We start from the raw sequence: 12,033 nt of genomic DNA on the forward strand, positions 1-12,033 counted from the left end.
ATCTAATTCAAGGAGGTTTCCATGGAAGAGAAAACCAAAAAGCCCCTGACCGGTGGCGGGAGGAGGAAGGACTCGTGGTGGAGCTACCGGGTGAATCTTTCTCCCCTGAGGCGGAACGAGGCCCGTTCCAACCCTTACGGTGAAAAATTCGACTACGCCGAGGAGTTCAGGAAACTGGATCTCGAGGCGGTGAAGGAGGATCTACGACGGCTCATGACCGACTCTCAGGAATGGTGGCCGGCGGATTTCGGCCACTACGGGCCGCTTTTCGTGCGCCTGGCCTGGCACAGCGCCGGTTCCTATCGGCTCTTTGACGGCCGGGGCGGGGCCCGGGGGGCCTACATGCGTCTGGCCCCGCGAAACAGCTGGCCGGACAACGTGAACCTGGACAAGGCCATGCGTCTTCTCTGGCCCATCAAGAAAAAATACGGAAGGCGGCTTTCCTGGGCCGATCTCCTGATTCTGGCCGGAAACGTGGCCCTGGAATCCATGGGCGTAAGGCTTATAGGTTTTGCCGGGGGGCGGCCGGATGCCTGGGAGCGTGACGAGATCACCTACTGGGGCTCGGAAAGCGAGTGGCTTTCGGACGAAGCCCGGAAGCGGGAGAAGGGCATCGAGGACCCTCTTTCCGCCACCCAGATGGGGCTCATCTACGTGAACCCCGAGGGGCCGGGGGGCAACCCCGATCCGAAGGCCGCGGCCCGGGAGATCCGGGCTATCTTCGCCCGCATGGGCATGAACGACGAGGAGACCGTGGCCCTCATCGCCGGAGGCCACAGCTTCGGGAAATGCCACGGGGCCGCCGGAGAGGAATATCTGGGACCGGAGCCGGAAGAGGCCGAGCTTGAGGAACAGGGCCTGGGCTGGCGCTATCACTACCGCACCGGAAAGGGGCCGGACACCTTCACCAGCGGTCTCGAAGGGGCCTGGACCGTAACCCCCATAAAGTTCGGCATCAATTTCCTGCACAATCTTTTCAAGTACGAATGGGAGCTCACCAGGAGCCCGGCCGGGAAACACCAGTGGGTGGCCAAGGACGCCCCGGAGATCATCCCCGACGCCCATGACCCCCACAAGAAACACAAACCCTTCATGCTCACCACGGATCTTGCCCTGCGCTACGATCCCGTCTATGAGAAGATCGCCCGGCGGTTTCTGGAAAACCCGGAGGAGTTCGAGCGGGCCTTTGCCCGGGCCTGGTTTAAGCTCACCCACCGCGATCTCGGCCCCCGGTCCTTCTACCTTGGGCCCGAGGTGCCGGAAGAGGTCTTCCCCTGGCAGGATCCCCTTCCGGAAAGGGACTTTGACCTCATTGAGGACGAGGACATCCGGAAACTCAAGGAAATGATTCTCTCTTCCGGACTTACGGTCTCGGAGCTGGTCTTTACTGCCTGGGCCTCAGCTTCTACCTTCCGGGCCAGCGACCTGCGCGGCGGGGCCAACGGGGCCCGCATCCGTCTGAAACCCTTAAGGGACTGGGAGGTCAACAACCCCCCGCTCCTTGAGCGGGTCCTTTCGGTGCTCGAGGGGATCAAGAGAGAGTTCGACACCTCCCAGAAGGGGAACAAACGGGTCTCGCTTGCGGACCTCATTGTGCTTGCGGGCTGCGCCGCGGTGGAGGAAGCCGCCCGAAGGGCCGGGATGGAGATCACCGTGCCCTTCACCCCCGGAAGGGTGGATCTCCCCCAGGAGGACCTAGATGTAGAAAGCTGGAAATACATGGAGCCTCTGGCCGACGGTTTCCGGAATTACCTGAGTCCCCGGGCGCCCCTTTCCCCGGAGGAGATGCTGGTGGATAAAGCCGATCTCCTTTCCTTGAGCGTTCCCGAGATGGTGGTCCTTCTCGGGGGCCTTCGGGTGCTTAAGACCAACTGGGACGGCTCTCTGCACGGGGTCTTTACCGAAAGGCCCGAAACTCTCACCAACGACTTTTTCGTGCATCTCCTTTCCATGGACCTTGAATGGCGGCCTGTGGACGAGACCCGCAGGCTCTTTGAGGGCTACGACCGGCACACCGGAAAACTCCGTTTCACCGCCACCCGGGTGGACCTCCTTTGCGGACACCATTCCGAGCTCCGGGCCGTGGCCGAGGTATATGCCGCAGACGACGGCCGCGAAAAATTCGTGGCTGATTTCGTTTCCGCCTGGAACAAGGTCATGAACCTCGACCGCTTCGACCTGCGTTAAACTTTAGGGGCGGGGTTCTCCCCGCCCCTGCCCCGTAGTGAGTCTTCCAGAATGAAGGGTCTATACCTTTAATACTTCCAGGGTCTCTGAAGCCGCAGCTTCATTGAGTTTGCGGTCAAAGGAAACGAAGACCACTTTTCCCACCACATCCTTTAAAAGACTGGCTGAAGCCAGATGAATCCCATCAAAGCCCTTCAATCTGTATCGGAAAATCAAATCCGCGGCCAGATTTGCCACCTCTTGAGTCAGCCACACTCTGGTATAACCCTCCCAGTCTTCCTTAAAGGCCTTCCAGACTCTTCTCAGATCTTCCGCGCTTATCCTTTCCTCCTGGAAAATACGCCTTAAGGCCGAGGCCATTTCGGCATAAGCCACCCCACTCGAAGCTATCCTTTCGGCCCTTTTCGTCCATTCTAATACCCAATCCGAAAATTCTTCTTCCACATAAAGTTTTACCAGGGCAGAAGTGTCCAGATAAAGGGTCATCTTCTGTCCTCAATCACTATCTCCGAAAGGGTTTTCCCGGGCCCGGCTTTGATCCTCACCCCACCGGGCTTCCCGGTGCCCCATTCCACCATCCGTTTTCTTCTCATATCTTCCATCAACTTGATTTTTATCAGGGTCTGATACCCGATCCCTAATTCTTCAGCCTCTCTTTTTAAATGCTCTATCAGTTCTTCGGGTAAAAGCAAGGAGATACGCCGCGATTTAGCCACTTTTTCCTCCTTATGAGTGATTGGTATATCAATTTTACATATTATGAATTCAGGAAGCAAGAATCCCTCTGAGAGGGAAGCCTTCCGGAGTGGCTCCAGGGAATTGACCGCAGGCCGAAAACCTTTTACAAAAGAAACATGTATCGGCTGGGCTGGTTTTCCACCGGAAGGGACGAGGCCGCAAGGCTCCTCCTTAAGACCGTCCACGACCGTATCCGCGAGGGCTTCATCCCGGCTGAAATCGTCTATGTCTTCCTATCGCGTCGTCCCGGAGAAAGCCGGGAGTCGGATCTCTTCCTTGACCTCTGCCGAGAATTAGGCCTTAAGGTGGTCCACCTTTCAGCCCGGGAGTTTGAGCCCGAGCTTCGTAAGAAGGACCGTAAGACCTGGCGCACCTTTTATCACCGACGGGTACTGGAACTCCTTCCCGAGGAGGTGGATCTCGTGGTGCTTGCCGGCTACATGTGGGTGGTCTCCGAGGAGGCCTGCGAGGCCCTTCCCATGTTAAACCTCCATCCGGCCCTTCCCGGAGGCCCCAAGGGCACCTGGCAGGAGGTCATCTGGCAGCTCATCTCCGCCCGAGCCGCGGAGACCGGGGTCATGATGCACCGGGTCACCCCGGTGCTCGACGAGGGCCCGGCGGTAACCTTCTGCCGCTTCCCCATCCGGGGAGGGAGCTGGGATCCCCTCTGGAAGGAATGTGAAAGGAAACTTCTTTCCCGGGGGCTTTCGGCCTTAAGGCGCGAGGAGGGCGAGGCCGAACCCCTCTTCCGGAGGATCCGGGAGGAGGGCGTGCGGCGGGAGCTTCCCCTTATCGTCTATACCCTTAAGGCCTTTGCCGAGGGGGAGATCCGCTGGGATAGCCCGGGCCTGCCTTTAGATCTTTCGGAACGTATCGAACGCCACCTTGCGACCGGAGCCTGGAGGTGATCCGGGGCCACGGAGGCGAGGTCTATCACCTGGCCCGGGAAATGGGCCTTCCCCCGGGGAAAATCCTTGACTTCAGCAGCAACGTAAGCCCCCTACCCCCTCCGGAGGGCCTCTACGAACTCCTTTCGCGGCACCTTTCGGAGATAGAACGTCTCCCCGAGGCCGATAGCTTCACCCTCCGCCGGGCCCTCGCCCGCCGCTTCGGTCTTTCCAAGGAGGCCTTCTTCCCCTCTTCCGGCACCACGGAATGGATCTTCGCCCTGCCCGAGGCCTTAAAGCCCCAAAGGGTCCTTATCCTGGGGCCCACCTACGCGGACTACGAAGACGCCGCAGGGCGAGCCGGAATCAAGGCGCATTACGTTTTTGCCCGAAAAGAAGATAATTTTCGGCCCCCGCTTGAGGAACTCGAGGATCTTATCTCTTCGGGTGATCTCGTCTTTATCTGCAATCCCAACAACCCCACCGGGGCCTTTCTTAAAAGGGAGGCCCTTTACGGCCTCATCACCCGGCATCCGGAGGCGGTCTTTGTGGTGGACGAATCCTATCTGCCCTTTGCCGCAGAGGATACGGAAAGCCTCCTTTCCGCAAGGCCTTATCCGGAGAACCTGGTGGTGCTTTTTTCCTTCTCCAAGATCTATCGCGTCCCGGGGCTTCGCCTGGGTTTGGCCGCGGCAGAAGGCCCTCTTTCCGAGGTGCTCCGCAGCCGGGAGCTTCCCTGGGCTGTAAACCGTCTGGCCCAGGTGGCCGGCGAATTTCTGCTTGCTCAGAAGGAACATGAGGCCCGGGTGCGGGCCTTTCTCAACGAGGAAAGGCCCCGGGTGAGGCGAAGACTTTCCGCCCTCGGCCTTTCCGTCTTCCCCTCGAGAACCAATTTTCTCCTGGCGGAACTCCCGGAGGGAATATCCGGAAAAGACCTACGCGATCGGCTCCTCACCGAAGCCCGGCTCCTCATCCGGGCCTGCGGAAACTTCCGGGGGCTTTCGGATAGATTCGTTCGGATCGCCCTACGAAGTCCGGAAGAAAACGAAAGGCTCCTCGAGGCCTTAGAGCAGGCGCTTAAGGATCCTTCCTGAGAAACTCGAGTACCTCGTCCGGGGCATGAGCCCGGAGGGCCTCGCGGTAAAGGCCCTTCTCCAGGCGATACTCTAGCTTGGAAAGCTTCTTCTCCAGTTCCTGATTGATGCGCCGCAGGCGTTTGTATTCCGCCCAGCGGCGAAGAAGAGGCCCCTTCCCCAGCTTGATCCCGTATTTAGTACGAACCCCCCGGCGGGCGATATAGGACCCCCCATGAAGAAGCCGCATGGCCTGGCGATTCTCCTCGATCTGGGCCCGAAGCCGGGCGATTTCGTTCTTGAGCCGGACTTTCTCCTTTCGGTACCAGGAAAGGTCCCGGCCCCGGATATCGGTCTTGGGCTCCTCAAACCCGGGGGAGGAAGGAGATACCGGACCGGTTTCCGCTCCGCCGGCGGACTTTTCCTCAGGTCCCACCGGAAGGGGGATCTTCTGGGCCCGGGAACGGAAACGGGGCGGAATGTCTTCGGGAAACTCGGTAAAATGGACTACTCCCCGATCATCCACCCAGCGATAAATGTACCCCCCGGCCGAGTCCTCCCGGGAAATCTTCTTCGGAGAGTTGGAGGAAGAGAGACCGAACTCCAGATAGGGCTTAAGACGCGCCAGACGGGCCGGACCGATACCCTTTATCTTCAGGAGATCCTCCGGCCGACGGAAGGGACCGTGCCGGGAGCGATATTCAACGATCCTGCGGGCCAGCACCGGCCCCACCCCAGGAAGAGAGGCCAGCTCCTCCACGGTAGCGCTATTGATATCAAGTCCTAAGGCCGGAACCGAAAGAAAAAAAAGGAAAAGAATCAGAAAGAAATGACACTTTTGGGCCCTGTTTCTCACCTTTTCCATTGTGCCCTGAAGGAGAAAGGAAGTAAAGCTTTCCCCAATAAAAAAGGGGGCGGCTTTCGCCGCCCCCCTTAAGACCCTCTTACCGGGCTTAGAAGGTGTAGGTTACACCCAGGGACACCCGGTACATGTCATCGGCGCTGCTATCCACAAGACCATCTCCGTCCTTGTCGGCCCAGGCATCCAGGGCATCACCGGCCCAGAGGTAACCCGCAGCCAGGTTCACCTTGAGGTTGTTATAGAGCTCGTAGTTGGCATAGACGTCAAGCTCCCAACCGATGTCATCGTCGCTGTGACGGCTGCCGTTATCCTCCACCCACTTGGCATCCTCGTCGAACTTCATGTAGTTAACCGCCGCCGCCAGGGAGAGCTTCGGAGTGGCCTTGTAATCCACCCGCAGACGATACATCTGGAAACCGAGCTGGTTGAGATAGGGAGCGCTGGAAACCGCGTACCCATCATCAAAGGCACCGTCCTCAAAGAGGACCACGCTCCCCTCGGTGTGGGTGTCCACGGCGATATAGCTGTCCACATCACCCTTGGTGGAGTTGTTGTCTCCGCTGGCCCACCAGCCCAGGAAGGAGACCCGCAGCTGGTCGTTCACCTGATATCCGAGATCCACATAGGAGAACCAGCCATCAAAATCAACATCTTCACCATTGTTATGGATATTATTGGCATCACCACCCATGTGAATCACACCCAGATCCACATCCACTCCCCGATAGGAGAACTGGGCATCACCACCCAGGTAGTAGGGCTGCACATCCGTCCAGAGACCGGCATTTACCCCATAAGGTACCCGCACACCGTCCTGACCGTTCATGGGGATGTAGTAAACCTTGGCCTGCGCCTTGTCCACCGCACTGATGACCTTGGAGAGATCGAAGGCCACCACCGCGGCATAGGCATCAAAATCGTTATTCTGCTCATTGTTATCCAGCCAGGTGTTATCGAACCCGCGCACCCAGACCAGCACGAAGGAGGTGGGCACGTTGCCCAGATCGAACTTCCCGGAAAGATCGATACCCGGAGCGGTCTCGTTCCAGAGGAAGCGGTTTACATAATAGGGGTTGAGACCGGCCCGCAGACGCAGATTCAGGTTCTGCAGGAACGGAAGGGCAAACTCAAGCGACATCTGCCGCACCTCAATATTCTCGCCCTCATTGCGGGGCACCAGCTCATCCGGACCCGCACTATTGTTTTCACCAAACCTCAGGGACCCCACCTCCATGGCCCAGGTCCCCTTGATCTTGCCGTCGTCGCTTGCCGCCACAGCCCACAGACGGAACTGGAGCGAAGCCCAGGTGTCATCAAGATCCACGTCGCTACCATTGATTTTGACCGTATCCAGCGTTACCCCGGCATCGGTGGTAGCCCAGGCACTATTGGCTCCATTCTGAGCATCCAGCTTGTAGGCCTCATTCCCAGCCGCTCCCAACAGCCCCTTCACCAGGTTAGGGGTATCGCTCTTCTCGAACATCCCCCAGGCATTACTGGTCTGCACCTTGACCCCGAACTCCCCGTGAAGCTCTACACTGGCCGCCTGGGCCAAACCTGCCAAACCAAAAACTAAAGCCACTACCCAAATCCATACCTTCCTCATCACCTAACCTCCTTCAATTTGAAATTTTTGCCTCCCCCAATTATAAGACAGCTCCCTTCAAAATCACAACAAGACGACCCCTGCCTCTACTACCTGGACAGGGGCCGTCTTCGTAACCATAACCTTACACGCAACCGGTAGGCTTGGGAAGACCCGCCATCTTACAGGCCCCCTTACCCGGACCGGAGGGAAAGAGTTCATAGATCTTCTTCAGCGGATAACCCGTAACCTTGGAAAGAATCCGTACCATGGGCGCCACACCGTTCTTCTTGTAGTAGTCCTGCAGAACCTTAATGATCTTCCAGTGCTCTTCGGTAAGCTCCTGAATACCCTCCTGCTCTTTTACATATTCCACCCACTCCATGCACCACGCATCCAGTCCGCCGGCCAGGAACCCGTCTTCGTCAACTTCAAATTTCTTACCTTTGTACTCAACTACGGGCATGATCAACCTCCTCCTTTCCGAGTATTCTTGGTTAGCGAATAATCTATTACTCCTCTGCCGAATTGTCAAGGAGTATTAAAGGCAATAAAGACCAGTGAGTACGATCTAATTTAAAAATTCCCATTTTTTTGGCTTCTTGGATAGCTTTTTCCCATTCTTTGTGCGTAAGGGGACGATCGAGCGGGGGATAACGAGAGGCCTCCCCTACCGGGTGATAATGTCCCATTAGATTTATGTATATCTCCGCGGAAACTTCCCGAATCAGAAAACGCAAAATAGCCCGAGTATTGGCCAGATCTCCGGGCAAGACCAGATGTCGCACCAAAAGACCCTTTTTCGCTACCCCTCTTTCGTCCAGGACCAGATTTCCTACCTGACGATACATCTCCTTGATGGCCCTGCGGGCCACCTCCGGATAGTCCCGGGCCCCGAGAATCCTCTCGGCCACCTCCGGATCCCACACCTTAAAATCCGGAAGATAGATATCCACCACCCCGGAAAGCTCTCTCAACACCTCCACCCGTTCATACCCCCCGGTATTGTAAACTACCGGAAGGTGAAATCCCCTCTCCAGCGCCCTCTCCAGGGCCCCCAGGATGACCGGGATCTGGGGAGTGGGGGTGATCAGATTCAGGTTCACACAACCCTTGGCCTCAAGTTCCAGGAAGATCCGGGCCAGATCCTCCTCCGAGATCTCCACCCCGCGCCGTTCGCGGCTGATCTCCCAGGTCTGACAGAAAACACAGAAAAGATTGCACCCGGTAAAAAAGACCGCCCCCGAACCGGTCTCCCCCACCAGACAGGCCTCCTCTCCGAAATGGGGCTCGTATCCCGAGACCACCGGCCCGGCCGGAAGACCGCACCGGCCCCTTTTCCCGGCTCGCCGATCCACCCCGCATTCCCACGGACATAGCCGACAGGCGGAAAGATGTTCCGCCAGAACCTCCCGGGCCCGTCTTACCGCCCTGAGTTTATCCCCGATCCCCCACCTCCAGGGAGTAAATGAGGGCCACCTCGTCACAATCCGGAAACTTGGGACAGCGTATGCAATCGGCCCAGACCTTGTGCGGAAGTTTGCCCTTCTCTATCCATCGAAAACCCAGACGGAGGAAAAAATCCGGAACCACGGTAAGCACAAACACCCTGGACAGCCCCAGCTCCCGGGCCTCCTCCAGACAGGCCCGAACCAGCTCCGCTCCGATACCCTCCCGCTGATACTCCTCGCTTACCACCAGAGACCGGATCTCTCCCAGATCCTCCCATACGATGTGAAGACCACAGGCCCCGGCAATCAGATCCTTCTCCGGCACCTCATAAACGAAAAATTCCCGCACGCTTTCGTAAAGCTCCCCCAGAGGACGGGGAATGACCTGCCCGGTCTTGGAAAAATGGGTTATCAACCGATGAATATCCTTAACGTCCTTAAGACGGGCCTTACGAATCACGGATGGATCTTCTGAATATAGGCCTTTTTGATCCACTTGGAGGCCTTGAGCTTGCGATAGGCAGCCTCGGCCTCGGCCCGCGTGGCAAAATGTCCCACATAGACCCGATACCAGATCCCCTTGCGGGGAAGATTGACCTTCACCACCCGGGCCGCATACCCCCGGTCCCGAAAATAAGAAGCGTATTTCTGGGCCTCCCCCGGATCCCTAAACGAGGCCACCTGAAGGGCATAATAGGGACGCTTTTCCTCCGGGCGAGGGGCTTTCTCCGGCTTGGAGGGCGCGGGAGAAACCTTCTCCTTCGAAACCTCGGGTTGGGAAACCGCCCGCGGAGGAGCTTCCCCCCGGGTCTGATTCTCCGTGGAGGCAAGGCCGGGTGGGGGCATTACCTCCTCGGCCGGAAGCTCCTCCGGTACCTTCTTGAGGGTCTTTTCCGCCACCGGAGACGGGCCCTTCCCCATCATCCTCTGGCCGAACCATACCCCCAGAATAAACATCCACAGAAAGAGACAGACCATAAGGAGAAATACAAAGATCAGACCCAGAAACCCCAGTTCAAATCTAAATCTTTTGGCCATGGGTCACATCCTTTCCGGGGCCGAAACCCCCAGAAGATTCAGTCCTTGCGCCAGGACCTGTTTCACCGCCCGGGCCAGGGCCAGACGGGCCCGGGATCTTTCTTCATCCTCGGAAAGAAACCGATGTTTGGTGTAGTAGTCGTGCAGGGCCGTGGCCAGGTCCAACAGGAAATAGGTAATACGATGGGGTTCCAGCATCTCCGCCGCTTCCTCCACCACCAGAGGGAAAAAATCCAGCAGCTTGAGCAACCTGAAATCCTCCGGGGTATCCAGACGATTCAGAGGAATCTCCGAGGGCGAAGGGAACTCCAGCCCCGCCTCCTCGGCCTTCCGAAAGACGCTGGCCAGCCGGGCATGCGCATATTGCACATAGTAAACCGGGTTCTCCGTCCGCTGGGCCTTGGCCAGTTCCACATCGAAATCCAGCGGGGCATCACATTTGCGGGTGAGAAAGGTGAAACGCATGGCATCCCGGCCTACCTCTTCGAGCAGTTCCCGCAGGGTGACAAATTCCCCGGCCCGGGTGGACATGCTCTTCAGTTTCCCCCCCTCGATGAGGTTCACCATCTGGATCAGGAGCACCCTCAGCCTGTCCGCATCCACCCCCAGGGCCGAAAGTACGGCCTTAAGCCGGGGCACATAGCCGTGATGGTCCGCTCCCCATACGTCCACCACCAGATCGAAGCCCCTCTTGAGGAACTTTTCGCGATGATAGGCAATATCGGAAGCAAAATAGGTGGGCTCGCCGTTGGCCCGGCGCACCACCCGATCCTTCTCGTCCCCGAAGGCCGTGGCCCGGAACCACAGGGCTCCCTCCGCCTCGTAAAGATGCCCCTTCTCCTGAAGTTCTCTCAAAGCCTCTTCCACCTCTCCCTTCTCGTAAAGCTCCTTTTCGGAATACCACACATCGTAAAAGACCCCGAAATCCTCCAGATCGCGACGGATCTCGGAAAGGATCTCCCGCAGAGCAAAATCCCGGCAGAGGGAGAGGGCTTCGCCTTCTGGAAGCTGGAGAAGATCCGGCCGCTCGGAGAGGAGCTTTGCGGCGAGATCCCGAATATACTCTCCCCGGTAATGGTCCTGGGGAAACTCGATCTCTTCTCCGGAAAGCTCCCGGGCCCTGAGCCACACCGAGCGCCCCAGGACCTCCATCTGCCGGCCCCGATCGTTGATGTAATATTCCCGCACCACCTCATAGCCGGCAAAGGCGAGGATCCGGGCCAGGGTATCGCCCACCGCGGCTCCCCGGGCGTGCCCCACATGTAAAGGTCCGGTGGGATTGGCGGAAACGAACTCCACCTGCACCTTCTTCCCCTTCCCCAGCTCGCTTCGTCCGTAGGTGTCTCCCTTCTCCAGCACCCGTTGCACCACCGTCTGCCAGTAGGAAGGGGCTACCCAGAAATTAAGAAAACCCGGACCCGCCACCTCCACCCGGGAGAAAAGATCCTTCCTCCGAGAAAGCTTCTCCGCAAGCTCCGAGGCCAGCTCCCGGGGCGATCTTTTTACCCTTCCTCCGGCCACCAGCGCCGCATTGGTGGCGTAATCCCCCATCTCCTCCCGGGGAGGAGGCTCCACCTTGAAGGGAAGATCCTCCGGAAGATGTTTAAGCAGTTCCTCCCGTATCTTCCTGACGATCATCTTCGGTCTCGTCCTTGAGCGTCACATCCGGGCTGAAATCCGGACACTTTATGGGCTTGGTGTTATCAAAGGAAAAACGTTTGGTACAGTGCTCCCGCCAGGCGCACCGGGCACACAAGACCGGTTCGGCCTCTTCCGGCCGGGGCTTCATGCCTCTTCCTCCAGAACCACCACGTGTTTCATGAAATCGATCTCCCGGATCTTTCCCCGCACCCGTCTGGGTTCCTCGAAAAAGGTCTGAAGCACCACCTCCTCCGGTTCCACCCTGAGGGCCACCACCTCGCGCATGATCTCCTCCTCCTGGTCTCCCCTGCGGACCACCACCCGGGTCTGACACATATACCCTCCTCCTCAGACATTGGGCTTAACGCCTTAAGACTATATCCTATTCGGCTCCCTGTCCATGCCCAGAAGCCGGGCTATCTCCCCCGGCTCGGGGCCGGCTATTGGAAAATAATCCGGCAAAGGCGCAAAGAGGAAAAGCGGCTCCCTTTTTACCGGATGTTCCAGAGCCAGGGCCAGGGCATGAAGCAGAATGGCCCCCTTACGGGAGGCCCTCCTCCGGGATCCGTAC

At 58.1% G+C, this 12,033-nt stretch carries 14 protein-coding genes and 1 pseudogene; 3 read left to right on the plus strand and 12 right to left on the minus strand.

The features are described 5' to 3' along the window. The first annotated feature begins 21 nt into the window (after window positions 1–21). Window positions 22–2,187, plus strand: coding sequence for a catalase/peroxidase HPI (gene katG / locus F8J34_RS00105; protein ID WP_297055013.1), 2,166 nt, complete (start codon window positions 22–24; stop codon window positions 2,185–2,187). A 60-nt stretch (window positions 2,188–2,247) separates the two neighbouring features. Here the strand turns inward: katG and F8J34_RS00110 are convergent, their stop codons facing one another. Together F8J34_RS00110 and F8J34_RS00115 are read right to left on the minus strand one after the other, a co-directional pair. Then, on the minus strand, window positions 2,248–2,673 hold the full coding sequence (locus tag F8J34_RS00110) for a type II toxin-antitoxin system VapC family toxin (protein WP_297055015.1): 426 nt from the start codon (window positions 2,671–2,673) through the stop codon (window positions 2,248–2,250). Then, window positions 2,670–2,963, minus strand: coding sequence for a CopG family antitoxin (locus tag F8J34_RS00115; RefSeq protein ID WP_297055018.1), 294 nt, complete (start codon window positions 2,961–2,963; stop codon window positions 2,670–2,672). The genes F8J34_RS00110 and F8J34_RS00115 overlap by 4 nt, the downstream gene beginning before the upstream one ends. A 78-nt stretch (window positions 2,964–3,041) precedes the next feature. On the opposite strand from F8J34_RS00115, the gene F8J34_RS00120 reads away from it, so the two are divergent. Continuing rightward, the gene (locus F8J34_RS00120; RefSeq protein WP_297055020.1) at window positions 3,042–3,833 is read left to right on the plus strand and encodes a formyltransferase family protein; all 792 of its coding nucleotides are present in this window, start codon (window positions 3,042–3,044) and stop codon (window positions 3,831–3,833) included. Continuing rightward, window positions 3,830–4,906, plus strand: a complete 1,077-nt coding sequence (gene cobD / locus F8J34_RS00125) for a threonine-phosphate decarboxylase CobD (RefSeq protein WP_297055023.1) — start codon at window positions 3,830–3,832, stop codon at window positions 4,904–4,906. The genes F8J34_RS00120 and cobD overlap by 4 nt, the downstream gene beginning before the upstream one ends. Here the strand turns inward: cobD and F8J34_RS00130 are convergent. From F8J34_RS00130 to F8J34_RS00175, 10 genes and pseudogenes are all read right to left on the minus strand, one after another. Next, complete coding sequence (locus F8J34_RS00130) at window positions 4,890–5,741, minus strand: helix-hairpin-helix domain-containing protein (RefSeq protein ID WP_297055026.1); 852 nt, start codon at window positions 5,739–5,741, stop codon at window positions 4,890–4,892. The genes cobD and F8J34_RS00130 overlap by 17 nt on opposite strands. Window positions 5,742–5,838: 97 nt before the next feature. Next, window positions 5,839–7,311 carry a hypothetical protein gene (locus F8J34_RS00135; protein WP_297055029.1) on the minus strand — a complete coding sequence of 491 codons (1,473 nt, stop codon included), beginning with the start codon at window positions 7,309–7,311 and terminating at the stop codon, window positions 5,839–5,841. 166 nt (window positions 7,312–7,477) lie between these two features. Further along, complete coding sequence (locus F8J34_RS00140; protein ID WP_297055031.1) at window positions 7,478–7,798, minus strand: TusE/DsrC/DsvC family sulfur relay protein; 321 nt, start codon at window positions 7,796–7,798, stop codon at window positions 7,478–7,480. A 46-nt stretch (window positions 7,799–7,844) separates the two neighbouring features. Further along, window positions 7,845–8,819 carry a radical SAM protein gene (locus F8J34_RS00145; protein WP_297055034.1) on the minus strand — a complete coding sequence of 325 codons (975 nt, stop codon included), beginning with the start codon at window positions 8,817–8,819 and terminating at the stop codon, window positions 7,845–7,847. After that, window positions 8,770–9,243: an N-acetyltransferase gene (locus tag F8J34_RS00150; protein WP_297055037.1), complete on the minus strand. Its 474-nt coding sequence runs from the start codon at window positions 9,241–9,243 to the stop codon at window positions 8,770–8,772. Before F8J34_RS00150 ends, F8J34_RS00145 begins: the two co-directional genes overlap by 50 nt. Further along, window positions 9,240–9,821, minus strand: coding sequence for an SPOR domain-containing protein (locus tag F8J34_RS00155; protein WP_297055039.1), 582 nt, complete (start codon window positions 9,819–9,821; stop codon window positions 9,240–9,242). Before F8J34_RS00155 ends, F8J34_RS00150 begins: the two co-directional genes overlap by 4 nt. Window positions 9,822–9,824: 3 nt before the next feature. Further along, entirely contained in the window at window positions 9,825–11,459 is a 1,635-nt protein-coding gene (argS, locus tag F8J34_RS00160; RefSeq protein ID WP_297055042.1) for an arginine--tRNA ligase, read from the minus strand. Beyond that, on the minus strand, window positions 11,425–11,610 hold the full coding sequence (locus tag F8J34_RS00165; RefSeq protein ID WP_297055045.1) for a hypothetical protein: 186 nt from the start codon (window positions 11,608–11,610) through the stop codon (window positions 11,425–11,427). Before F8J34_RS00165 ends, argS begins: the two co-directional genes overlap by 35 nt. Beyond that, window positions 11,607–11,798: a CooT family nickel-binding protein gene (locus F8J34_RS00170; protein ID WP_297055048.1), complete on the minus strand. Its 192-nt coding sequence runs from the start codon at window positions 11,796–11,798 to the stop codon at window positions 11,607–11,609. The genes F8J34_RS00165 and F8J34_RS00170 overlap by 4 nt, the downstream gene beginning before the upstream one ends. A 39-nt stretch (window positions 11,799–11,837) precedes the next feature. After that, window positions 11,838–12,033, minus strand: a pseudogene (locus F8J34_RS00175) (hypothetical protein); the annotation flags it as partial.

The sequence above is a fragment of the Thermosulfurimonas sp. genome, from assembly GCF_015491435.1.
Taxonomy (GTDB): Bacteria; Desulfobacterota; Thermodesulfobacteria; order Thermodesulfobacteriales; family Thermodesulfobacteriaceae; genus Thermosulfurimonas_A.